This window comes from Paenibacillus apis, assembly GCF_018333295.1.
Lineage (GTDB): Bacteria > Bacillota > Bacilli > Paenibacillales > Paenibacillaceae > Fontibacillus > Fontibacillus antibioticophila.
In genome coordinates this window covers 22322-46989 of record NZ_BORS01000024.1, presented here as the reverse complement: position 1 = coordinate 46989, position 24668 = coordinate 22322, and the positions used below count along the sequence as shown (strand labels likewise).

24 protein-coding genes are annotated in these 24668 nt (G+C 50.4%); 11 read left to right on the top strand and 13 right to left on the bottom strand.

Going from position 1 to position 24668, the window contains the following annotated elements:
* Positions 1–519 precede the first annotated feature (519 nt).
* Complete coding sequence (locus KI362_RS23400; protein ID WP_044477149.1) at positions 520–1089, top strand: thymidine kinase; 570 nt, start codon at positions 520–522, stop codon at positions 1087–1089.
* An 82-nt stretch (positions 1090–1171) separates the two neighbouring features.
* Here the strand turns inward: KI362_RS23400 and KI362_RS23395 are convergent, their stop codons facing one another.
* Entirely contained in the window at positions 1172–2584 is a 1413-nt protein-coding gene (locus tag KI362_RS23395; protein ID WP_301630730.1) for a deoxyguanosinetriphosphate triphosphohydrolase family protein, read from the bottom strand.
* Positions 2585–2798: 214 nt separating this feature from the next.
* The gene (locus tag KI362_RS23390; RefSeq protein WP_301630729.1) at positions 2799–3251 is read right to left on the bottom strand and encodes a flavodoxin; all 453 of its coding nucleotides are present in this window, start codon (positions 3249–3251) and stop codon (positions 2799–2801) included.
* Positions 3252–3470: 219 nt separating this feature from the next.
* On the opposite strand from KI362_RS23390, the gene KI362_RS23385 reads away from it, so the two are divergent.
* Positions 3471–3815, top strand: coding sequence for a PadR family transcriptional regulator (locus KI362_RS23385; protein WP_301630728.1), 345 nt, complete (start codon positions 3471–3473; stop codon positions 3813–3815).
* Positions 3816–3818: 3 nt separating this feature from the next.
* Positions 3819–4856: a hypothetical protein gene (locus tag KI362_RS23380; protein WP_301630727.1), complete on the top strand. Its 1038-nt coding sequence runs from the start codon at positions 3819–3821 to the stop codon at positions 4854–4856.
* 38 nt (positions 4857–4894) lie between these two features.
* Here the strand turns inward: KI362_RS23380 and KI362_RS23375 are convergent, their stop codons facing one another.
* The 9 genes from KI362_RS23375 to nikB form a co-directional block, all read right to left on the bottom strand.
* On the bottom strand, positions 4895–5743 hold the full coding sequence (locus tag KI362_RS23375) for a lipoate--protein ligase family protein (protein ID WP_301630726.1): 849 nt from the start codon (positions 5741–5743) through the stop codon (positions 4895–4897).
* Entirely contained in the window at positions 5740–6507 is a 768-nt protein-coding gene (locus tag KI362_RS23370) for an exodeoxyribonuclease III (RefSeq protein ID WP_301630725.1), read from the bottom strand. Before KI362_RS23370 ends, KI362_RS23375 begins: the two co-directional genes overlap by 4 nt.
* 149 nt (positions 6508–6656) lie before the next feature.
* Positions 6657–6983 carry an antibiotic biosynthesis monooxygenase gene (locus KI362_RS23365; protein ID WP_212938981.1) on the bottom strand — a complete coding sequence of 109 codons (327 nt, stop codon included), beginning with the start codon at positions 6981–6983 and terminating at the stop codon, positions 6657–6659.
* 84 nt (positions 6984–7067) lie between these two features.
* Entirely contained in the window at positions 7068–7835 is a 768-nt protein-coding gene (locus KI362_RS23360; RefSeq protein ID WP_301630724.1) for a class I SAM-dependent methyltransferase, read from the bottom strand.
* Positions 7835–9517, bottom strand: a complete 1683-nt coding sequence (locus tag KI362_RS23355; protein WP_301630723.1) for a nickel ABC transporter substrate-binding protein — start codon at positions 9515–9517, stop codon at positions 7835–7837. The genes KI362_RS23360 and KI362_RS23355 overlap by 1 nt, the downstream gene beginning before the upstream one ends.
* 28 nt (positions 9518–9545) lie before the next feature.
* Positions 9546–10361, bottom strand: a complete 816-nt coding sequence (locus KI362_RS23350; RefSeq protein ID WP_301630722.1) for an ATP-binding cassette domain-containing protein — start codon at positions 10359–10361, stop codon at positions 9546–9548.
* A gap of 70 nt (positions 10362–10431) precedes the next feature.
* A complete protein-coding gene (locus tag KI362_RS23345) occupies positions 10432–11220 on the bottom strand; it encodes an ABC transporter ATP-binding protein (RefSeq protein WP_301630721.1) in 789 nt (262 codons plus the stop codon).
* The gene (gene nikC, locus KI362_RS23340) at positions 11217–12062 is read right to left on the bottom strand and encodes a nickel transporter permease (protein ID WP_301630741.1); all 846 of its coding nucleotides are present in this window, start codon (positions 12060–12062) and stop codon (positions 11217–11219) included. Before nikC ends, KI362_RS23345 begins: the two co-directional genes overlap by 4 nt.
* A gap of 28 nt (positions 12063–12090) precedes the next feature.
* Complete coding sequence (gene nikB, locus KI362_RS23335; RefSeq protein ID WP_301630740.1) at positions 12091–13008, bottom strand: nickel ABC transporter permease; 918 nt, start codon at positions 13006–13008, stop codon at positions 12091–12093.
* A 320-nt stretch (positions 13009–13328) separates the two neighbouring features.
* Between nikB and KI362_RS23330 the strand changes: the two genes are divergently transcribed.
* The 4 genes from KI362_RS23330 (at position 13329) to KI362_RS23315 (ending at position 17782) form a co-directional block, all read left to right on the top strand.
* Entirely contained in the window at positions 13329–14696 is a 1368-nt protein-coding gene (locus KI362_RS23330; protein WP_301630720.1) for a PepSY-associated TM helix domain-containing protein, read from the top strand.
* Between the two features lie 341 nt (positions 14697–15037).
* Positions 15038–15370, top strand: coding sequence for an ArsR/SmtB family transcription factor (locus tag KI362_RS23325; protein WP_301630719.1), 333 nt, complete (start codon positions 15038–15040; stop codon positions 15368–15370).
* A 24-nt stretch (positions 15371–15394) separates the two neighbouring features.
* Positions 15395–17182, top strand: coding sequence for a SulP family inorganic anion transporter (locus KI362_RS23320; RefSeq protein ID WP_301630718.1), 1788 nt, complete (start codon positions 15395–15397; stop codon positions 17180–17182).
* Positions 17183–17227: 45 nt separating this feature from the next.
* Entirely contained in the window at positions 17228–17782 is a 555-nt protein-coding gene (locus tag KI362_RS23315; RefSeq protein ID WP_301630717.1) for an HXXEE domain-containing protein, read from the top strand.
* A gap of 20 nt (positions 17783–17802) precedes the next feature.
* On the opposite strand, the gene KI362_RS23310 is transcribed toward KI362_RS23315, so the two are convergent.
* The gene (locus KI362_RS23310; RefSeq protein WP_301630716.1) at positions 17803–19074 is read right to left on the bottom strand and encodes a purple acid phosphatase family protein; all 1272 of its coding nucleotides are present in this window, start codon (positions 19072–19074) and stop codon (positions 17803–17805) included.
* A gap of 176 nt (positions 19075–19250) precedes the next feature.
* Here KI362_RS23310 and KI362_RS23305 point away from each other — a divergent pair, with 176 nt between their 5' ends.
* The 4 genes from KI362_RS23305 to KI362_RS23290 all read left to right on the top strand — a co-directional run bounded on the left by KI362_RS23305 (position 19251) and on the right by KI362_RS23290 (position 22969).
* Positions 19251–19973: a polyphosphate polymerase domain-containing protein gene (locus tag KI362_RS23305; protein ID WP_301630715.1), complete on the top strand. Its 723-nt coding sequence runs from the start codon at positions 19251–19253 to the stop codon at positions 19971–19973.
* A gap of 3 nt (positions 19974–19976) precedes the next feature.
* Entirely contained in the window at positions 19977–20675 is a 699-nt protein-coding gene (locus tag KI362_RS23300) for a DUF4956 domain-containing protein (RefSeq protein WP_301630714.1), read from the top strand.
* A gap of 111 nt (positions 20676–20786) precedes the next feature.
* Positions 20787–22580: a CotH kinase family protein gene (locus KI362_RS23295; RefSeq protein ID WP_374705709.1), complete on the top strand. Its 1794-nt coding sequence runs from the start codon at positions 20787–20789 to the stop codon at positions 22578–22580.
* A gap of 131 nt (positions 22581–22711) precedes the next feature.
* Positions 22712–22969 carry a GlsB/YeaQ/YmgE family stress response membrane protein gene (locus tag KI362_RS23290; RefSeq protein WP_044477130.1) on the top strand — a complete coding sequence of 86 codons (258 nt, stop codon included), beginning with the start codon at positions 22712–22714 and terminating at the stop codon, positions 22967–22969.
* An 85-nt stretch (positions 22970–23054) separates the two neighbouring features.
* Here KI362_RS23290 and KI362_RS23285 read toward each other — a convergent pair whose 3' ends face one another.
* Positions 23055–24662: a response regulator gene (locus KI362_RS23285; RefSeq protein WP_301630712.1), complete on the bottom strand. Its 1608-nt coding sequence runs from the start codon at positions 24660–24662 to the stop codon at positions 23055–23057.
* Positions 24663–24668 lie beyond the last annotated feature (6 nt).

Sequence of the window (24668 nt, the reverse complement as noted above, 5' to 3'; positions counted from 1 at the left end):
ACGTCGTGCATAAGCTATCGCGCAAGCTGCCATTCGCGCTTAGCTCAAGGCTGTGCTTAATCTCCTGCTTGTATGTCAGGACGGTAAGTTAATAGCAGTGCAGTTGTTGCATTGCAGCATAACACATCGAGGTGCAAGCTGCATTGCAATTGAACTGCAGAGGCGAAGTAGTTAGGGCATAAGTATGAAGGGTTGTGAAGAAGCGTTAGCGGTCGCCTTTGTGAGCGGATTTCCCCCTTGCTAGAACTTAGTCCAATCATAGAAATCCGCGAACAACAGCGATCGTAGCAACCCTTCATACGTTGCCCCTCTAACTTGCCCTCCTATGTTTAACTGTCCTTTGCTATTGCACAGTAACAGTAAATTGGCAACACCACATCTCCATAGATATTACGGCGAGATGACCGCCCGATCAAAATGACGGGATCCTTCGTAAATTATCGGTAAACCCGGCGAGCGTTTTATGTTAAAATAGAACCTGCTTGCAATGAAAAGAACTGTAGAGAGGAACGTCCCGAATTGGCACAATTGTTTTATAAATACGGAGCAATGAACAGCGGGAAATCCATCGAGATTCTCAAGGTTGCCCATAATTACGAAGAACAGAATAAGCCCGTACTTATCTTCACCTCCGCTGTAGACAACCGCGACGAGATCGGTTATGTCTCTTCCCGGATCGGTCTTCGCAGACATGCCATTCCGATCTATGAGGATACCGACATCTTCGCCATCGTTCGCGATCACACCCCGAAGCTGTACTGCGTTCTGATTGATGAATGTCAGTTCCTCGGGGAGACGAGCATCCGGCAGCTAGTCCGGATTGTCGATGAGCTTGACATCCCGGTGATGGCCTTCGGCTTGAAGAATGATTTCCAGAATCAGTTGTTCGAGGGCAGCCGCCAGCTGCTCATTTATGCGGATAAAATTGAGGAAATGAAAACCATCTGCTGGTTCTGTGCCCGAAAGGCAACGATGAATCTGCGCGTGGAAAACGGCAAGCCAGTCTATACCGGAGAGCAAATTCAGATCGGGGGAAATGAATCCTATTATCCGGTCTGCCGCAAATGCCACGCGAATCCGCCGCTATAGCGCGAGCACGGCAGCTCGCTGAAAAAGGGGGCCAAATCATCATTATCGATGATTTAGCCCCCTTTTGACGCATCTGCTTAGCTTAATCCAAATCGTAAATCGTACCTACTTTGAGTCCATAGAGCTCATTATATATTTTCTCCGCGTAAGCATCAGTCATTCCGGCAATATAGTCAATAATCATATGCTCCCAGGTCCAGATCGGGTCGGACTTCTTCTGATCTTGATCGAATCTGCGCAGCCAGTCTCCGGGGATAATCGACTTGGAGGTAACCGGATCGACAAAGGCGTCCCATAGACGCTTGATGACCCAGGACGAGCGCTTCTGAAGCCGCTGAACACGCAAATCCCGGATCATTGTCACCCAAGCAAAGCTTTTCAGCACACTGACCGTGCGCAGCATATCCTCGTCTTCCCTGCCTTCCTTGACAAATGTGACCTTCTGCCAATTCTCCTCCTCGACCACCCCCAGGCTGCCGACAAACAGGCTGACCCAATGGGCCTTTACCTCTCTGCGGGTTCTGGAGTAGTCGTGATCGCATATCGGCATTTTTGCATTCCAAACGTCTAGGAACAGGTTCAACACCTGCATGACCTTAATCTCAATCTGCTCGGGAGTCCACCCTGTCCAGAAGAAATCATCCAGTGTCGTAATTTTCTCGACGATGAGCCGCTGAATGTGAGAGTCAAACAGGAAATGCTCATGTACTTCAATTTTGCCGGCTTTGATTCCGTCCTCCAGATCATGCGCCGAATAAGCGATATCATCGCACAAATCCATCAATTGCGCCTCAAACGTCTTTTTGCCTTCCGGCATCCCCCATCGTTCCCGGATCTGTGATATATATTGCCATTCATGACGGTAAAGCCCTTTTTTGTTGAGAGTTCCGGGGTAGGGATACTTGTTCGTTCCAAGCAGAACCGCATCCGATAGGTTGAGCCCGTCAATGTTTTCCCTTTTCTCAAGAAACATCATTAACCGAAAGTTATGGGCATTCCCTTCAAAATGCTCGTACTTCCGCCGCATAGCATCATACAGCTCTTGCTGCACATCTGGCGATAGATTATCTCTGCCTGACATGGCCTCTTGCGCCTTGCGCTCGATCAGATTGTCAAGGATCTGCCCCAGCACTTCCTCTCCCTTATGACCAAAGGGAGGATGCCCGAAGTCATGGCATATCGCCGCGCATTCCACCACTTCAGGATCAATAACGAGCCCGGGATGCTCCGCCTGTTCAATCGCAACCTGCGGGTAGGCCCGCAGCAAGCTTCTAGCCGCCTCCCGAGCAATCTGCGCCACCTCCAGGGAATGGGTCAGCCGGGTCCGGTAGTAATCGCCGGTTCCTGCCCCGAACACCTGGGACTTTCCTTGAAGCCGACGGAAGGTGGGGGAATGAATTAACCGCGAATAATCGCGGTCATAGGTTGAACGGGCAGTCTCCTGTCCAATGTTATCCGGATGCTGCCGGTGATGTCTTAATGTCTGTAGGTTCATTAGCCTTACTCCTTCATAACGCAGTGCTTTTAGAGGTTGTTCAAAAAGTCATCTTTTGAACACGCACTTTTATGTTATTGTAGCCCTGCAAGCCATGAACTTAAAGAGGCATTTCAAAAAATCATCTCTGATCACGAAGTATTTGATCTGGCTGATTCGACATCGAATCTTTCGTTCACCCTCGAAGTCCGCTACTATCCTCAGCCTTTAAGAATCAGGAGGCGCCAAGCAGGCTTTGGGCGAAACGTGCACCGAATTCCCTGCACAATTGCTTCTCTTCTGCATTGGGTCCATACTCCACTTTTAAACCTTCTTGCTCCACAACAGCGCCGAACTCCCTCAGCTTCTCTTCCAAGACATCAACAGCGCCGCAGTAAAGGCGATAGGTGGTATCCCCGCTTCCGAATACAGCCGCCTTTCTGCCCTCAAGCTCCAATTCCTCCATCTCATCGATGAAATCCTCAAATTCATCCGGGAGTTCTCCATCTCCCCATGTATAAGCGCCCAGAAGAACACCCTCATAGCGCATCATTTCTGAAGCATTGCATTGCTCTACTTCCTTCAAATCTGCCGTAGATCCCGCGGCACGGATGCCTTCCGCAATGAATTCGGCCATCTCTTCAGTATTCCCCGTCAGGCTCGCATATACAATCAGTACTCTGCTCATCTCTCTCATCCCTCGTTATTCTTAATCACTATCGACCTAAGCGATGTGGAATCAACACCCGCATTATAATTGATAATGATTATCATTGTCAATATTGGGACTTGATGTGGCTTTGATGTGTGGGATTTAACGTGTTGATTATTATTATCAACAATGTATTATTAGTCTATTTACAATAGTGTGCGTCATACAGTATAGTGAGATTAAGGAGTTGATCATATGGCCGATGTAGCTGAGACTATACAGACGATACTAAGCGAACTGCGGAGAGGTACGATCATTATCGGTGTACTGAGCCAGCTGGAGGAACCGCAATATGGTTACTCGCTAGTAACGGTACTTGAAGATAAGGGAATCCCTGTCGATCCAGGAACATTGTATCCGCTTCTTAGAAGGCTGGAGAAGCAGGAGCTGTTGGAGAGCAGCTGGGACACAAACGAGGCGCGTCCTCGCAAGTATTATGTGATTACTCCATTTGGGCGCGAGGTATATGCGGGACTTTGCATGGAATGGAAGACGCTTAATGAAGCCGTGACAAAAATCATTAATTCGGAGGAGGCATGATGTATGGAGGTTGTCGATCGTTATGTGCATGCGGTGATCCGCAGGCTGCCTGAAGGCATGCGGGAAGATATTCGCAAGGAGCTCCACGGCCTGATTGAAGATATGCTGGAGGAGCAAGCTGCTGGCCCGGCTCCGACTCCTGAAGAGGCCGAGCAAGTGTTGCTGCAATTAGGCCACCCCGCTGCCATGGCGGCTAAATACCGGGGGCATGAACGCTATTTGATAGGTCCTCAATTGTTCGAATCCTATCTTTCCGTCATCAAGATTGTAATGATCGCGGTTATCGCATCTTTATCGGTTATTTTTGTGGTTGAGACTGCGCTTCGGCCGAACGAGATTACAGATCAGTTTACAAGCTACATTACTTCCATCGTCAGTGCGGCCTCGCAAGGCTTTGTCTGGGTAACTGTGGTGTTCGCGATGATCGAATACGGAATCCGCAAAAAGACGCCTGGCGAGTCCGGCTCCATGTCATGGCAGCCTTCCGACCTGCCCCCGGTTCCCGACTCCCGCGCCGAGATCAAGCTGAGCGAACCGATTGCGGGAATTATCTTTACGGTTCTCTTCACCATTGTCTTGCTTAGCGGTGCTGAGCTGCTTGCCGTTTATACGACGGCAAACGGTGAATTGAGCATCATACCCTTAATCAACTTTGATGTTCTATACAGCTTCTGGCCATTCATCGTGGCCTTTGGCGTTGCAGGCGTTGGGAAGGAAATCTATAAAATGCTGGTTCGTCAACGGACTGCCGGGCTGCTTGCCTGCCACATTGTGCTCAGCGTAGCAGTCGTCATTTTTGCCGGATTCTTGCTGTCACAGCCTAACTTCTGGAATCCTGCCTTTATGGAACAACTGCAGGCAACCGGCATGTTCACTGAAGCAGGCAGCGAGTTCTTCACGACTGTTAATCGGATCTGGGAGGCGGTCACCGGAAACCTGATTTATCTCATTATTTTGGTCACACTGATTGATATCGGTTCGGAAGTTTTCAAATGGCTGCGCATTAAAAAGGCTGGACCGGTCATCATTAACATCCCCTAATGCCGGAAATGAATCGTTAAGAGCCTTCTGCCGTCAGACTATGGTAGCTCATATCGCTGCCTTAGCTTGGCGGCAGTTTCTTGAATCAAAGACCTATTGGCTAAGATCAGCTCCACAGCGTCTGAAACCGCAACCGCTCCCGCATTCTCAGCACTAATGACCTGCTTCACGCCTTCGATAAATCGAGCAATGGCCGCTTTTCCGCTTCCTATGCCGGTCAATTCCTCAAGGCTTGCTGTATATTCCGGGATGACAAGAGGATATTGCCCCGGATCAGCACCCGCAGCTGCCGTGTCATAGAAGGAGCGAACCAGTCTCGCCCTTGCACTTCCGGAGCCTTCCACAATGACGAAGGCCTGGATAATAAAAGCCTTACGCTGCCTGCGCTGGGCTATTCCGCAAAACTTGCGTCCTCCGACACTTAAATCATAGTCTCCCGGACAGAATGCCCCCTCAATCTCACCCGCTGCGACCTCCGCCTCCTCTGCGCCAGCCGCTCTGCAGGCCTGCACCACAGCCCTTTGAATCAAGCTGACCATCCTTTGAAAATCCTGCCGAAAATTCTGCCGATGGCTCCCCCCCGGAATAGGAAGAATCAGAGAAACATTGATTACACCGGCATCCAATGGAACCGCCGCCCCGCCGGAATGCCTTACGACGGCATCGATCCCGCTGGCATGCAGAGCCCTTACTGCGGTACCGGTCTGCGGAAGCCGGCTGTCACGCGAGCCCATAACAAAGGAGCCGGCATGTCTCCACAAATGGCAAACCGCCGGCCCTCCCTCTCCAGTATGCCTGCATAACAGCTCGTCCAATGCGAAATGCTCAAGCACGTCGCCTTCCAAGGTATCCTGGGTCCGATCCAGTATCAGAACCGGCCGGATCAAGCGACGCTTCCTTCCTTCAGATAAAGCACCACCGGACAGTGGTCGCTGCCCATGACCTCACAAGAAATCTGTGCATCCTCAAGCTGTGGAGCCAGACGCTCTGATGCCAGAAAATAATCAATCCGCCAACCCACATTCCGTTCACGAACCTTTGGCATGTAGGACCACCAGCTGTACACACCTTCTCGATCGGGATAAAAATAGCGGAAGGTATCGATAAAGCCCGCCTCCAGCAGCTCTGTCATTTTCCCCCGCTCCTCATCAGTAAATCCGGCATTACCGATGTTCGGCTTCGGATTCTTCAAATCAATCTCCCGATGCGCCACATTCAAGTCTCCGCAGACGATCACAGGCTTCACTGAATCCAGCCCCTGCAAGTAGGCGCGAAAGCGGTCCTCCCACTCCATGCGGTACGCCAGCCTTGATAAGTCGCGCTTGGCATTGGGCGTATAGACATTCACCAGGAAAAAGTGTTCAAATTCCAGAGTGAGCACTCTCCCCTCCGGTTCGCTGTCCTCCTCCATCCCGTACCGGACGCTGAGCGGCTTAAGCCGCGTGAACACCGCGGTTCCGGAGTAGCCCTTTTTCTCCGCATAGTTCCAGTACTGCTCATATTCCTCGCCAATCTCCATGCAGATTTGTCCCTCTTGCAGCTTCGTCTCCTGAAGACAGACAATATCCGCAGCCTCGCCGGCAAAGAAGTCATTGAATCCTTTATTGACACAGGCTCTCAGCCCATTTACATTCCACGAGATTAGTTTCATAGCACACGCCTCCTCTTCCCTTGCTAAAAGTCTACCTTTTATGAAAAAAGTCTGTCAACAGGCCGGCTCTTTCCTTATAAAGACAAAACGCCAACACCTCGGCGGTATTGGCGCATTCCGTATGCTTTAAAGCGGCGCATTCACTACGCTTAAATAGAAGCTTTCCCCTTCTTCACAGCATGAACATCGTAGGTTTTGACATCTGTGCTGATAATATAAGCCGGAGGCTGCTGTCCCCGCTTTTCCCGGTGTCCCTGGATATGAACATCGCTCTTCTCCCAATTCTTCCAGGCTTCCTTCGACTCCCAGCGGATGATCATAACGACTTCCTCATGCTCCTTGCTCTTGGTATTGACCATAACGATCCGATCAATCAAGCCTTCCATGGTATCTACTGCCATATCTGAGCTGAAGCGCTCCAGAACCTTGTCGCTGTTACCTGCCTCTATGGTCATTGTTCTTGTCATGATAAACATGTTTATCTGCCTCCTCTCACAGTATACGTTAACACAACCCAGCTCTTGGAGCCAACCCTTTAACAAGTAGAGAGGAGTTGCCGCTTACTTCGTATCAAATGCTTCCTTCTTCGCGATAATCATAAAGCGGTTTATGTTCTGGTGTCCATACTTCAAATAATGAAGCGGCAGGGCAGTCGCGGGAATGTAGTTCCGCCGAATATGAAGATCCGCAAAGCCCGCAGCCTTCAAGGCCCCTTCGTCCGCCTCAGGACGCAGGACACGAACAAAGGGGAGGCCGTTCAACAGGCTGCGATCCTCCTGATTCCGCTGCCGCACTCGTCTCTCCGTCACTAGAATCAAGACCCAGGAGAGGGCATACCACAAGCGATGCATCAAGCTCCGGCTCTCCTGATACATGTAATTCCCGTCAAACACGATCAGGACGCCCCCCGGCTTCAAAATCCGAAACCATTCGGCATAAGCCCTCTGTGGCTCAGGCAATGTCCATACGACATCCCGGCAAACGACCGCATCAAAGCTGTTATCCGCCTCCGCTTGCAAATGGGCAGCATCGCCCACATAAGCGGGTACTTCATAACCGAAGTGGCGGAAATTTCCCGTTGCTCGTTCGATCATACCAGAAGAGGCATCCACCGCCGTCGGCTTATGTCCCATCTGGGACAGCAGAATCGAAAAGAATCCTGGGCCGGTACCGACATCCAGCACCTTCTGCCCGGAACACTCGCCCATACCTTCCACAAGCAGGGATTTCCACAGCGCAACTGTTTTTTTACTGCGAAATTGAGTTTGGATCACTTTATCATAACTGCTCGAACTGGAAGTCCAATATTTAGAAATTTCCTTCAGCATCATTGCTCACCCACATTCAGTTGATTCCAGAAGATCGGTGTAAACGTAGTGTATCCGGCCTTATAACCTGCAACCCGCTGACTTCTAACCAGGACATCATCAGGAAAATAAATGGCTGCAAACATGGCCTGCTCGTACATCTGAGCAAATATAGAGTCATAAGCAGTTTGACGCTCTTCCAAATTAGTGGTGCCTACCGCTTGGTCAATCAGCGCCTCCAGCTTGGCATCGGACCATACGACAGCCGGTGTTTCGCCTGTTGCATGAAATAAGGATAGCAGGAAGGAATGCGGATTATAGGCATCGTCATACGTACGGTACAGTATCAGATCATACTCCCTTGTTTTCCATAGAGCATCATAATAAGCGTTAGGCTCCAGCACCTGCAGGTTAACCCGGATACCGATCTCCTGCAGCTCCGATTGAATCAGTTCGGCAAAAGGCTTCCATTCCGGAAATTCCGCCTGCTGCAACACCAGGTTCAGCTCCAGCGGCTCCCCGGACTTCGAGACCACGCCCTCACCGTCAGCCTCGCCATAACCCGCTTCTGCCAGCAGCCGCTTGGCTTCCTCCGGCTCAAATCCATACCAGGTCTGATTGGATTCGGTGACATACGGCACCGTCATAGGGAACAAGCCGGTAGCTTCGCTGCCGATACCATTCATCAGATCGTTGACAATACTTGCTTTATTGATTGCCAGATTGATTGCCTTGCGGACATTCAGCTCCTGCAAGGCAGGCGTGTCATAGTTAAAAATCATAAAATGGGAGTTCGTACCCGGGGTCCGCTCCAGACTCAGTGAGGCATCGCCTTCAATGACCGGGATGCTCTCTACCGGAATTTTGCCTAATTGGCCTCCGGCAATGTCAATATCACCGCTTTGTAAGGCCATGACACGGGACTGCGGATCAGGGATAACCTTTAACACAATTTTGGTAAGCTTCGGCTTCTCGCCCCAGTAATAAGGATTGGCTACGAGCACGGCTTCCTGTTCCGCCTTATAGCTCTCGGCCATCCAGGCCCCGGTCCCGATCGGACTGACGAATTGGCCGTTCACATCGCCAGCTGGCTCCACAGCCGATGGGCTAATAATCCGGACCGGACGGGCAAAGGACAGTTCCGTCAAGAAGGGATAGTAGGATTTGCTAAAGTTCATCGTTACCGTGTGCTCATCCACCACCTCCAGAGCTTCCAGGGAAGTAGCTACATTTAAGGTGTTGGCCGGGTCCTTGATCCAGCGTTCGAAGGAAAATTTGACGGCTTCGGCATTAAATGGAGTGCCATCCGAGAATTTGACGCCTTGACGCAGATGGAAGGTGTATACCTTGCCATCCTCGGATATCTCCCAGGACTCCGCCAGCGCAGGCTTGATCTCTCCCTTCTCCCCATACTCTACCAACCCGTCATAGATCATGGCATGCACGGTCATAGAGCCTTTATAAGTACCAGCATCCAATTGATCAAGTCCCGCATCGGCTGAGATGGCTACTTTAAGCGCCTGCTCTTTCGCTGCATCGCCCGCAGAAGTGGATTGTTGCTGCTCATTACCGGTATTTGCTGCATTTGTACTATTGGAGGATTGTCCATTATTGCTGCAGCCTGCCACCACCAGCACTACGACCAGTAAGGTCAGGGTCAGGCTGGAAATCAAACGACGCTGTCTAATAAAAGGTTTATTCATGGATAATAACTCTCCTTCTGTCGCTGCTTTACATGTAATTGAATGTCTCTCTCTGCCTCGGGTCCTGGATGGGCACAGATGCCACCAACGTGCGTGTATAGGAATGCTTGGCATCCAGCAGCAGGTCTGCTCCCGATAGCTTCTCTATGATTTCACCTTGGTACATCACGGCTACACTGTCGCATAAGCGATGTACAATAGATAGATCATGAGTGATAAAAACGTAGGCCAGACTTAGTTCTCGCTTCAGTTCCTGCAGTAAGTCGATCATCTGCTTGCGCAGGGTCATGTCCAGGCTGGAAAAGGGTTCATCGCAAATGACTAACTCCGGCTGTAAGGCAATCGCCCTGGCGATGCCTACTCTCTGTAATTGGCCCCCACTGAGCTCATGGGGAAGCCGTTTGAGATAACCCGAACCCAGTCCAACCCGTTCCAGGGTCTCTACCACTCTGGATTGGCGAGCCTTATGGTTGTTCCAACCATAGTTGCGCAGCGGCTCATCAACGATTTGCTCAATCGTGAACAGGGGATTAAATGCAGCCAGACTATTCTGGAAGATCATCTGCACCTTGCCCCGGATAGATTGCATCTGTCGCTGCTTCCAATACGTAAACTCCATGTTCCGGTAAAATACCTGGCCGGAGGATGGCTTCTCCAGTCCCATCAGCAGCCGGGCCAAGGTGCTCTTGCCACAGCCGCTCTCCCCCACCAGCCCCAGGTTCTCTCCGGGAGCGAGAGATAGATTGACTTGGCTCACCGCCTGCACAGGGGGAAGCTTTGCGGCCAGCCAGCCCCTTTCAGTATGATAAGTTTTGCTTAAATTGTTGGCTCTCAACAGCTCCATAGCTCTGTGTTCTCCCTAGCTCTCTGTTAGTCAAATATGTGTAGTTCATAAAAAAGGCTTAGTCACACGGCTAGCGGCACTCCAGCAAATATCTCGTATACGGATGCTTGGGGTCGGCGAATATGTCGTACACGTCACCTTCCTCTACAATCCTCCCGGCACGCATGACATACACATAGTCAGCCAGCTCGGCGACGACACCAAGATCATGGGTAATGAGCAAAATGCCTATTCCCTCCTCGCGTCGGACACCATCTAATTCCTTAAGGATTTGCGCCTGAATAGTCACATCCAGAGCAGTAGTTGGTTCATCAGCGATCAGCAGACCGGCCCCTGCAAGCAAAGCGCTCGCAATCATAACTCGTTGGCACATTCCTCCACTGATTTGAAAAGGATATTTATGGAACAAGCTATCCGGATGCGGGAGCCCTACCCGCTGCATCTGGTCTAAGACCAGCCTCTTGGCTGCCTGGGCCGAAATTCTTCGGTGCTGCCTCACGCTCTCTATCAGCTGCTTGCCTATGCTAATGACTGGGTTCAGCGCATTGACCGGGTCTTGGAAGATAACGGCTATTTCCTGGCCGCGTACTTGCTGAAGCTGACGTTCCGAGCAGGTGCGAAGGTTACAGTCGCCTAGCCAAATGTTGCCGTCCTCCACCTGTCCCGGGGGATCGATTAAGCCCATCGCCGCCATCGCCGTGACACTTTTGCCGCTCCCGCTCTCACCGACCAGAGCCACGATCTGCCCAGGCTTCACCCCCAGGCTCACATCCTCCACCGCGATCTGCGGCCCTTGCCCAGTGTGGAAGCTAACCCGTAAATGCTCAATTCTCAGAGCTGTAGATCTTGCATCCATCATGGGGATACCTCCTCCTTCCGCCCCTTGGCCATTCCCCGATTGGACGCCTTAAGCCCCTCGCCCAGCAGATTGAAGCCCAATACTGCGAACATGATCGTCAACCCGGGGAAAAGCAGCAGGCGCGGTGCAGTCTGAATGTATGGCCGGCTGTCATTCAGCATAATGCCCCACTCCGGCGTAGGCGGCTGGGCTCCAAGGCCCAGAAAGGATAAGCCAGCGATGGATAGGATCATAGTTCCGACCTCCATCGAAGCTAGGACAAGGATGGGCCGGGCGGTATTCAGCAGGATATGCCGAAATACGATTTGCAGATGAGAGGTTCCGGCAGCCCGAGCTGCCATAATATAATCACTTTCCTTGATCTGCAGCACCATTCCGCGAATAACACGGGCATATCCTGTCCACCATACCGCCACGAAAGCGATCAACAGATTCTGCATGCTGGGTCCCAGCATTGCGGTAATCGCGAGAGAAAGAATCAAGCTGGGGAAAGCCAGCAAAATATCGATGATGCGCATGATAAAATGATCTACCTTGCCTCCTACATAACCGGCCAACAGACCGATCGGCACACTGATGGAGAACACGGCAGCAAGAGCAATCAGTGAATAGTAAAGCGAGGTCCGTACGCCATAAATTAAGCGGGATAACACGCATCGGCCCAAATGATCCGTTCCCAGCGGATATTCCAGGGAAGGCAGGCTTAATTTATGCTCCATATGAATCTGCAACGGGTCAGCAGGAGCAATCCAGGGCGCCAACAGACCCGTGAGCAAAAATAACAGAACGATAGCTGCCCCGACCTGAGCCGCTCCCGTTCGTAGTAGTCGTGTCTGAAACATCAAAGCATACTGCTCCTTCTACAAGCGTTCAACGCAGCCTGATTCTGGGATCCAGTAGCATATGCAGCATATCTACCGCCAAATTGACCAGGACAACGACAAGCGCCATCAGTAATACGTAACCTTGGATGACAATGTAATCTTTTGCAAAAATAGCATCAACCGCATATTTACCGAGTCCCGGCCAGGAAAAAATAGTCTCCACGACGACCGAGCCACCAAGCAAAGCGGACATGTGAATACCCAGCAAGGTCATGCTGGGCAGCCATGCGTTACGGAGGGCGTGCTTAGCAATCACCGCCCAACCGGCCAGTCCCTTGGCCCGGGCCGCTTTGATATATAACTTTCCAAGGATATCCAGCAAGCTGGTACGAATCAATCGGATATAAATGCCTGCCAAGCCAAATCCCAAGGCAATGGAGGGCAAGACGAGACTGGATGGTCCCTCCATTCCTGTCACAGGCAGCAGCTTGAGTTTGACGCCTCCATAGTAAATGAGTATCATGCTAAGCCAGTAACCAGGCATAGATACACTAAGCAGCGCACACCCCCGACCCAAGCGATCCAGCCAGCTTCCCGGATAGAGGGCAGAGCCAATGCCCAGCGGCAAGGCAACTCCCAACGCCACCAGCAGTGAACCGGTAGTCAACACCGCCGTAGCGGGAAAGCGGCTCATCAGTTCCGTGAAAACAGGCCGTCCACTGCTATAGGAAATACCAAGATCAAGCCGAAATAAACGGGACAGCCAATGCACGTATTGCATATATACAGGACCGTCCAGGCCTAGCTCTTGCCTGGTCGCCTCAATCGCTTCATATGTAGGCTTGATGCCATCCGCCCGCAGCATAATTTCCGCCGGGTCACCTGGAGTTAGATGCATGAGACCAAAAGCGATGCAAGAAATCCCCAACAGCACCGGAACCAGCTGCAGGAGTCGCTGAAGCAGATAGCGTGTAATTGTCCTTCACCCTCTTTCTTATTAGTAATATTTACGATTATAACATGATCTTTTGAAATTGGTAGTGTTATTCAAAAAAATTACGATTTGAAGCAGCGTATGCTAATCATCATGTTATGTATGAAGGCAAAAATGCCGCCCGGCAAGCCGGATGGCGGTGGTCAGGTCATTTCCGGAGATTTTCGTTAAAATTTAAAAATATTACAATTAAACTAGCCCATTGGAGTCATGTGCTCCCTATCTAAATAGATTAACATGGTTGCATTGGATCCACAGAAGCGTGGAAATATGATAATAAGGAGAACCCCATGGGTCATAAAAACACCTTTAATCCGTTTCGCCGACTTCATTTCTACGCGGCTTGGCTGATTACTCCACTGCTCATTACATTGAGTCTATCCGGTATTGGCTTCTTGTTCTATACGGATGTCGAGAAGAATATATACGAGCATGAATTTTTCGGTGACAGCGGCATCACGACCAAGCAAAGTATGGATGAGGCGATTCAGCAAATCAGTCATCAATACCCGGACTATACGATTGCCAAAATCAGTATCATGGAGGACCCCTACAACAATCGGGTAACCATCCAGAATTCCACAGGAGAGACACAGTATATTTTCCTCGACCATCATAATCAAATTGTGGCTAGTCAAAATGCCGAGCAGACCTATTCCAATTTAATGCGAAACTTCCATAGTTCGCTGCTGACGGAAGAGACTTGGGTACGCTATATGGTGGAGCTGACGGCCTGCTGGACAGTCTTTCTTATTGTGTCGGGCATTTATATGACCTTCAAGAAGAAACTGCTCACTGCTAAATCTGCCAAAGCCAGCAAACCGTTTCGCTTTCAGAAGATTCATGCCGTGCTGGGGTTGATTATTGCCCTACCGCTTATTGTGATTATATTAACCGGAATTCCCTGGTCCGTCTTCATGGGCAGCCATATCAGCAAGCTGGGACAAGAATATCCGGCCTTGGGAAGAACGGAGTTGCGATATAATCCGCCTCAATCCGATGTAAATGAAATTCCGTGGGCCACCCGAAGCCTGGACCAACCCGTCTCAAGCCAAGGTGATGGTCATGAGGACCATCACCTAACGGGCGAGATCTCTATTAATCTGGATTATCAGCAAAGCTTGGCGGCAATAATCAAACAAGCTCAAGCCGAGCAGATCTCCCGCCCATTTTCTATTATCTATCCGTCCAACGAGTTTGGTGTATTTACCGTGTCCAAAGGCAGCAACACCGGCGTTACCGGTCTGGATGTGAGTCCCTATGAAGAGACAACTGCTTATTTTGACCAATACTCCGGTAAACTGATTGCCAAAATTGATTTTGCGGATTATGGAATCATCGGGAAATGGTTCACTTGGGGAATTCCTCTGCATGAAGGGCATTTATTCGGAGTAGCTAATAAAATCTTGAATCTGCTAGTCTGTCTTACCTTCTTGGCGACTATTGTAATGGGTTTCACTTCGTGGATGAAAAGGATAAAGCCAGGAGACCTCAATCTTCCGCAGAGAATCAATAAGCCTTGGTCTATTGGCGCATTGCTCACCGTATTGATTCTGGGAGTACTTATGCCTTTGTTCGGCTTGTCCGTCCTCATAATCTTGCTGATCGAATTAACAATCTACTATATCACCAGAAATAAGGCACGAGTCGCCAGCTAGTCTGCCCTGCGCTACTCTGCTTGAGGATTAATGTGCCAAAAGATATGCCCCGGCCGATAACGAATGTCCGTCACTGACTGGGCGCTAGCATTATTTCGGCTCCAGGTACATGCTTCGAAGCGGATTATGCCAAATTAGACTCTATCGCCAGCCACAGGCAGCCCCCTCCCTTGCTAACAAGGGCGGCAGGCTGTTTTTTTACATCATAGAGGCTTGGAGCTGCCGAAGGAAATGTGCTTTTTTTGTCCTGTACAGATCATTTCTTTGTATGTTATCATCTTATCCGTATTGAATATTCAAATCTTTGAATATTTGAATTCTTGAATGCTAGGAGGCCTGATATGGAAGACCATGCGAACTTGCAGCAGTTTAAAGCCGAATTTTTCAAAGCCCTTGCCCACCCGATGCGAATCCGGATTCTGGAGGTGCTATGTGACGGGGAGAAGAGCGTGAACGAGCTCCAGACGATTCTCGGCTCTGAGGGCTCCGCCGTATCACAACAACTATCGGTACTGCGTGCAAAGAATCTGGTCAATACCGTGAAAGAAGGGACGACCGTCGTATATTCACTGCGTGATCCGTTAATTAAGGACTTGCTCGCCGTGGCGCGTCAGATTTTTGATAATCATCTCGTAGAGTCTATCTCACTGCTAAAAGGTATTCGGAAGAGCTAATAATTAGAAAAGAAGGGTTATTGGATGAAGTGGTCGGGGAGATTTAGCGGTTACTCGAAGGAAGCATTTCGTAAGGATATTGTTGCAGGATGTATCGTAGGTATTGTAGCAATCCCGCTCGGCATGGCCTTTGCCATTGCTTCGGGAGTGAAGCCCGAATACGGGCTGTACACGACAATCATCGCGGGAATTCTGATCTCGCTGCTGGGAGGCTCCCGATTCCAGATTGGGGGTCCAACCGGGGCATTCATCCCGATTCTCCTTGCGATCGTTATGCAGTATGGCTATGAAAATCTGCTGATTGCCGGATTCCTCGGAGGTATTATTCTGGTGCTAATGGGTGTGTTTAAGCTCGGGGCATTAATCAAGTTTATTCCTCGGCCCGTTACGATCGGATTTACCGCAGGAATTGCTGTAACGATCTTCAGCGGACAAATAGCCAGCTTTCTTGGGCTTCAAAATATGGAGCGGCACGAATACTTCTACGATAGCATGAAAGAAATCGTGCTTCGCTTGCCTTCACTGAATATGTACAGCATTCTGGTGGCGTCTATCTGTCTTGCTGCCCTGATTGTAACGCCAAGAGTACTGCCCAAGGTGCCGGGCTCCCTGGTAGGTATTATTCTATCTACACTGGTGGCCGTCTGGTTGTTCCCAGACAAAGTTGCCACGATCGGGTCTGCCTACGGTGCTATTCCCGCCAGCCTGCCGACCATTCATGGCCTGGATCTATCCTGGGATCGAATCACGGCAATGATACAGCCTGCGCTCGTCATTGCGCTTCTCGGCAGTATCGAATCCCTGCTCTCCGCCGTTGTGGCGGACGGTATGGGCGGTACGCGTCATAACAGCAATCGTGAATTGATCGGTCAGGGAATTGCCAATATAGTTACTCCATTTTTCGGGGGGATTCCCGCGACAGGAGCGATTGCCCGCACGGCTACGAACATTAAAAATGGCGCGGTCTCCCCGATGTCAGGCATCATTCATGGCTTCTTTGTACTTCTTATCGTCATCTTGTTTGCCCCGTATGCCTCAGCAATTCCGCTTGCCAGCATGGCTCCGATTCTGATGATGGTCGCCTGGAACATGAGCGAGCGCAAAGCATTTGCCGCGCTCGTCAAGGCACGGACAAGCGACAGTATCGTGCTGGTGCTGACTTTCCTGCTCACGGTGTTTACAACTTTAACTACAGCCGTAGAGGTTGGATTGATTGTTGCCGTTCTCCTCTTCATCAAGCGGATGAGCGAGATGCTGACGGTCCGCAAGGTGCTGCCCGACCTCTCGTCCGGCAAGGCGAAGGTATCCGCAGACATCGTATCCGCGGAACACGACTGTCCGCAATGCTCTATTTTCACAGTAGAAGGTCCCCTCTTCTTTGGCGCCTCTCAGAGCTTCGCCGCCTTCTCCGACTGGATCGAGAGCGGACATCAGCTGAAGTCGGTTATTTTGCGAATGCGTAACGTCCCCTTCATGGATACAACCGGCGAAGCTCACCTGATCGATCTGATCAAGCGCCTTCAGCACCTGGGGGTAACGGTTCATGTCACCTCGCTCCGGGCGCAGCCAAGAAGGCTGCTCACCAAGACAGGCGGACTTCAGCTTATCGGTGAGGAGCATCTGTTTGAGCATACCGGAGAAGCGATCAATGCGGCGCTCTCGAATTTGAACAAAGACCATTGTCTTGGCTGCCGGCATTTTGCCTTTCGCGAGTGCGCCGAGCTCTGCGGAGTTACCCCTCGGGAAGCGGCTTATCCGTCACCAACCGCAAAGCCCGCCAGCCGAATGACACGTACTGTGCTTAAGAGTTAACCGCCGTAAAGACCGGCGAAGGCGAATAAAAGGAGTGAGCATGTGATGCAGCTTGTGCTTCAGTTTATTGATGCCCATATCGATGTATCCAGTCTGTTATGGCTGTTCCCTATCACATTCATGTTCCATGACTTTGAAGAAATCCTCACGGTAGAGAAATGGGGCAATGCGCGAGGACCGGGAATCCTCAAAACATTGCCCGGATTTGCTAAGAAGATGTATGCCTCTTCCCTTCAAATGAATACACATCGCTTCGCCCAGGATGTGCTCGTAGTCTACTCAATCATCGTAACCGCAACCTTGCTTGCTGCATTCTTTCAAAGCTATTTCCTGTTCCTGGCTGTACTGCACCTGTACTTTCTTCATGTATTCACGCACATCGGGCAAGCACTCTTACTTAAGATGTACACCCCTGGCGTGGCTACCGCCATCGTTCCGGTGCTTCCTTACTCGCTTTACGCGTATTATCGGCTGATGTCAGAAGGTATCGTCGGCTGGAGCGATATGCTGTGGGGACTCGCCATTCTGGTCGTACTTCTGCCATTCTGTCTGCTATTGCTGCTGAAGGGCCGGCATCGAAGCGCTCCGCCAAAGCGATAAGAATCCATTCTTGCGAGATCTTATTTCTTCCGGTTGTCCAGTACAAATCCATCCAGCAGCTTGCCTTCAATATCAAACGCCTGATAGGTCAAGGTATCTGCACTGACCGTAATGCCCGCATACATCGGCTTCCCGTTCTGAAAATGAACCGCATGATAGAATTGATCCTCTTTCTTCTCGTTGAATTTTCGTCCGGAGGCATTGGTCGTCACGTAGACCGTGCCTTCTTCCGGCTGCACGATTTCCCCGCCCCGAAGAGGGAATGACCGGGAATACTCGTGATTATGCCCTTGAAGGACAAGATCGACCCCATATTCATCAAATACGGCTATCCAGTCATCTAGCTTTTTGTACATGTTCCCCCCGTACGCCGGACGGTGAATCGCTGCGATCAGCCAGGTCTGATCCGTGTTCTCCAGGTCTTGCTTAAGCCATGCTGTCTGCTGCTTAAGGTTGGATTCGGTATTCAAGACGACAATATGGGCGTGGCCGTAGTCAAATGAATAGTTTGTGCCGGGATTTGAAGCCTGCTCCCCGTTATCAGGAACGTAGAAATGAGCTGTAAATCGGTCTGATTCACCATCAATCTCATCATGATTGCCGGTCACAGGCATCAACGGAAGCCGGCTTAGCCAGTCCGACGGGATGCCAAAGAAGTAATCCCACGCCTTCTCATCTGTCGGATCCTCGGTCAAATCTCCATTATGCAAAATCCAGGACGCATCGGGAAATTGTGCAAAAGCGCTGTCAAGCGTGCGTCCCCATACGGCAAAATCCTTCTTACTCACGCCTTGCGAATCCGTTACATTCAGAAAAGTGAACGTCTCCTCCTCCACTCCTTCTGTCCTGATTACTGCCGCATTGCTCCATTCGCCCTCTTTTCCTTCTCCAATCCGGTATATGTATTCCGATCCTGGCTCCAGACCGGTCACCTCCACCTTGTGTGAATATTGCTTGCCGTATTTCTTGGTATTCACGATCGTAGTCTGAGCCTCGTAAATCACGGTCTTTTCACTATCGAAAGCATCCGGCGCATTCCCTTTGGCCATCTGAAGAATACCTGCGAGCTTCGTCTCGGAATACCAGGTGAAGGCTCTTGAGGTACGAGGATCCCCTCGAAATGTGGTTACCACCGATTTTACATTCAGACTAGCCGTGTCTTCGTCCGTCTTCTTCCCACGTCCCGCTCCGGTATTGCTCGGCTTGTATTGCAACAAAAACAGAACAAGTGCAACTGCAAGTAATATACATAGGGCCGCCCAGCCCAGCTTCAGGCCGATTCCATCATTCATTCTATTTCCTCCTGTCTAACGGGCTCATACACAGCATTTTTTACTAGTAACTTCCATATGTCAAGCGAATGTAAAAACATTCAGGCTATATTCAGTTTCCGTTAAGTCTAAAATCAGCAAAGCCTGTTAGCGTTAGGAAGTGTTCAGTTACTTTGCCAATGAAATGAGGTGTATTAGTGAACAAGGCATACAACAACCTGAAGTTTCGCCATGAGCTAAAGTTTATGATCAACCGGCATCACTACTTCATTATTCGCCAGCGTCTTAAAAATCTGGTTCGGCCGGATAAAAATGCGTCCACGAATGGCGAGTACCATATTCGCAGTCTCTACTTCGACGATTATGAGAATTCTGCACTTTCCGAGAAGCTCGGCGGCTTCCGCGATCGTCATAAATACCGGATCCGCGTATATAACCGCAGCGACCGGCTGATTCTTTTTGAGAAAAAGATCAAATGCGGAGATTACATCGCCAAGCTGAAGGAGCCCCTGGATCGGGACATGTATGATGCTATTTTAAACGGAAACTATGAGGTTCTGCATCAACCGGACAACCCCTTTGCCATGGAGCTGTACCTGGAAATGAAGCAGCATCTCCTTCGTCCAAGGGTCATCGTTGATTATGTGCGGGAGCCCTACGTCTGCGAGAACGGCAATGTCCGGATTACCTTCGACAAGGAGCTTCGAACCGGGCTGCATGCGACGGATCTTTTCGATCAGTCATTCAATCCCGTACCGGCCCTTGATGACCGGCATATCATTATGGAGGTCAAATACGACGAGTATTTGCCTGAATATATCAAGGCAGCCGTGCAAATGGAGGGGCTTCACCAGCAAGCCGCATCCAAATACGTCATCTGCTGCAAATATCTTAAAAATAATAATTGGGAGGATCAATAATTTATGCAAACGGCGAATTCATCTTCGACGAGCTTTAGCGATATTATCAAAAATTCGATCCTGGAAAATTTCTCATCGAATATCAGCATTTCCAATATTATTATCACACTGTGCGTTGCCTTCTTAATCGGATTATTCATCTTTATCCTGTACAAGCGTGTGTTCAGCGGGGTGCTCTATTCCAAAAGCTTCAACGTATCTCTGATCGGGATGGTTATGGTTACCGCAGTAGTGATTATTGCCGTCAACTCTAACCTCGTGCTGTCACTCGGGATGGTCGGCGCCCTGTCCATCGTTCGCTTCAGAACACCGATTAAGGACCCTACCGACCTGGTCTTTCTGTTCTGGGCTGCGGCGGCTGGGATTGTAACCGGCGCCGGATTCTACTCGCTTGCCGCTATCGGATCAGCCGTCGTCGGTCTTGTTCTGTTCCTGTTCATCAAGAATACTTCGGCAGACGTTCCCTACCTGCTCGTCGTTAATTGCGACAACGATGAGAGTGAGCAGCATGTTCACAATCAGATGAAGCAGCTTGTGAAGCGGTACAATGTGAAGCAGAAAAATGTAACCCCGCACAATATTGAAATGACACTAGAGGTTCGCCTGCGTGACGGCGAAGGGCGCTTCGTTAATCAAATCTGTGAGCTTGGCGGCGTAAAAAATGCGGTTCTGATCAGCTATAACGGCGATTATGTATCCTAATTTCAGATGGAGGTACCTACCATGAAGAGCAGATATTCCAAGCTGCTTCTGTCCTGCTGCTCGCTGCTTCTGATTCTTGGTATGACCGCTTGCGGAGAGGCCACTGCGACCATGACTCAGGATTCAGGGAACCTGGGAACGGTATCCAAGGCAGAGCAGAAGCTGGATGAGGAGGTCTTCCCTAAAGACAAGGTCGTGGACGTAAAAATCACGATCGACAGCGGGGACTTCCAGGATATGCTCGATAATGCCAGCGCCGAGGAATACAAGGAGGCATCCGTAGATTACAACGGCCAGCATTTCGAGCATATCGGGATTCGTACCAAAGGGAACCTGTCCCTGCGAAGCGTCGTGCAAATGCCCGATTCTGACCGATACAGCTTCAAGCTGTCGTTCGACGAGTATGTAGACCAGACCTTGGATGGAATCAGCAAAATCAACCTGAATAACAACTACAGCGACGCTTCCTCCATGCGGGAATTTTTAACGTATGAACTGGCCGAACAGCTGGGGCTTCCCACACCTAAATATTCCTATGTCAATGTGTACATCAATGATGAATTGTGGGGCTTCTATCTAGCCATCGAACAGATCGGGGATGCGTATTTGAACCGTCACTTCGGCAATTCATATGGCGCGCTTTATAAAGGCGAGATGACCGGCAGCGGCAGCGATCTAACCTGGCTTGGCGACGACCCTTCTGCTTATACCGGATTGGCGCTCAAGTCTAAAACGACGAATGATGACATTCTTATTGATATGATCAATGAGCTGAATAATGGCCGTGATTACGAGAAGGTTCTTGATGTCGAAGAATCGCTCAAATATATTGCGCTCAATGTGGCAACCAACAACATGGACAGCTACATCGGGCAAAATAAACAAAACTATTACCTGTATGAAGATGACGGAATCTTCTCCATTTTACCCTGGGATTACAATATGGCTTTCGGCGGCATGGGCGGAGGTATGCCAGGAGGTATGGGCGGCTTCGGCAATCGGGGCGTCAATGAAGCTGGGGGCCAAGCCGCAGGGTCGGCTCAATCAGCTCCAGACAGCTCCAGCGATTCTCAGGCTTCGCCCTCGGAATCAGGTACAGCGGCCCTCCCTGCTGATGGAAGTACACCTGAACCGCCAGGCGGGGGGAGTGTCGATAGCACCGAGCCCGCCGGACAGCGTGAACCGCAGGAGACTGCTGCCCCGGACTTCGAAAGAGCATCCGGCAGCAGTCTGTTGATTGATGAGCCGACACAAGGTGCGGTGGCTGACCGGCCGCTTGTGGCCAAGCTTCTGGAGGTTCAGGAGTACAAGGAGCTCTACCACTCCATTCTTCAGGAGGCGGTCGACGGATACTTGTCCAATGACACATTTACAGCCAGAGTGAACGAGCTGGCAGCCATGATTTCGCCTTACGTGCAAGCGGACCCTAATGCGTTCTACAGCTATGAGGAATTCCAAGCGGCCGTGCCAAGCCTGATTGCTACGAATGCTTCACAGGTAGAGAACATCTCCCGGCAGCTTGACGGCACCATTCCTTCCACCGGTGACGGCAGCGGCAGCGGCGGTGGTATGGGCGGCTTTGGCGGGGATATGAACCGCAATCGCGGGCAGAATAATACAACAGCGTCTCAAGGAGAAGCGGAAGGACTGTTCCCTGCGTTTGGTGGACAAATGCCTCAGGGGCAGGCTCCAGGCGGACAGACCGAGGGACAAATTCCGGACCGGAACGGACAACCGGGCGGGGGCGGACGCGGCGATTTTAACTTCGACTTTGGCTTCGGACAAGAGAACGGCGCCCGCCAAGGAGCAGCTTCTGCAGAGGGAGCGATTGCAACAGGAGCATCTCTTCTCTTCTTACTATCGGCAGCTGGTTTCGTGGCCTTTTTCAAAAGAAGGAGATGGTAAGGAAGACCGCCTAACCCTGATTGGATACCCCGCAACAATAATGTGCGATCAGCTTACTCTCATGTTTAAAAACATCACCTTTGGTTAATAGTAAACGACAAGAAAATTAATTACTTAAGAGGTGATAAATGATGGGTTTCTTGTGGTCATTAATTATTGGCGGTATCATCGGATGGCTGGCCGGTCTTATTATGGGTAGAGATATTCCCGGCGGCGTAATCGGGAACATAATTGCAGGCTTCATTGGAGCCTGGCTCGGTAGTCTGATTCTGGGCAACTGGGGACCGGTGATCGGAGATTTCTATTTCGTCCCGGCATTAATCGGTGCCGTTGTTCTCGTCTTTATCGTGAGTCTGATCATGGGCTCGATGCGAAGAGGACGTTCTTAATCCATAATTGAACGTGAAATCAGACAAAGCCAGTGCCCTTAGGTTTTAACCCGGGCACTGGCTTTTTGTTTGTATCTGTACCAAGTTATTCATCCCTGCTGGAGCTCTCCCGATATTCGCTCGGGGTCATCCCTGTCATCTTCTTGAATACCTGAGTGAAATATCTTGGATCCTGGTAACCCACCAGCGGGGCGATCTGGTACACTTTGACCTGACTATTCTTCAGTATATATTTTGCCTTACCGATTCGGCATTCTGTCAGATACTCCAGGAAGGTGTATCCAGTCTCTTGTTTGAATAACAGGCAGAAATGGCTGATGCTCAGCCCTGCAAATTCTGCAGCCTCTTCAATGGATAAGTCCTTGTGATAATGACTGGCAATATATTCGCGAGTCTTTTCGATCAGCCGATGAATTTGCTCCTTCGGCTCTGATAATTTGCTAGCGGAGATGCCCTCACCGAAGATACGGCTGAGCAAATCGATGATGTCAGGCAGCGTCTCAGAGGCATGCAATTCCTGGAGCAGGCCTTCCAATGACCATTCCAAAGGCAGCTTCATATGCTCAAATTCCCTGTAGAGGACTACCGTCAACTCCACCAGCATGCGCTGAGCGGACTCTCTTGCAACCGCATGGCCTTCAATGAAGTCCCTGGTCTCTTCGAGCAGTCTCATTAGCCTTTGATCATCCAGCGTCCGGATGCATTCAAGCATCTGCTCCTCCAAATGCTTCGGATACTTGGCCGTATCGGCCGACTGTCCTCCCGCTCTCCCCAGTTCCTCTACAAAGACGCCCTCGCTATCCCGATAGAATCTTTGATAAAGCGCCTTGCCGGCTTGCTGATAAGCTTCTCCCAGCTGCGTTATCCCTGCCGCAAGCGGACTGAAGCCAATGGAGCAAGGAAGCTTGGTATGCAGCTTGATCTGTGAGATTAAATCTTGTCCCAACTGCTCCCTGTTCGTAAGCAGTCCCCCGGGGAACAAGATAATCCACTCTCCGCTGTGAAATGGAAACACGGTAAGCGCGCCTTGAGAGAGCGACCATTCATTCAGAATATTGCGAATGGCAAACAGCCATAATCTTCGCTCATGCGGCGGCCACATATCCGCCAGCTTTAAATAATGGTCAAGCTGAACAACCGCCACAAAATAACCCTCCTGCAGCTTCCCGCTTTCAAGCCACTGCATATGGCGAAGGTGGCTTCCGCTTTCGCCTTCCTCAATCAGCTCAGCAAACATTCGCTCGCGCGCAAGCTCTGACAGCACCTGTGCCGAGTGCAGTAAATGCTCGTTCTCCTCCTGCTTGTTCAGCTTCTTGATTGCCCGCTGTATCATTACTATCAGCTCATCATGGTCGATCGGCTTCAGCAAATAATCGAATGCGCCTTCCCGTAACGCTTCCCTGGCATACTCAAACTCACTATAACCACTGATAAAGATAAATAACCTCTTGGCACTCTCGGCCATAACTTCCTTCATCAGACTGATTCCATCCAGACCAGGCATACGAATGTCGCTAATAATCATATGCGGGGCATGCTCCCGAACCAACCGCAGCGCCTCTTCACCATTTCGCGCCTCTCCCACAATCTCAAGGTTCAGCTCTTCCCATGGAATAGCCACCTTCAGACTCCGCAGAATGATCGGTTCATCATCAACCAGAATTACGCGATACTTTACTTCTCCGCCCTCCATACCTCA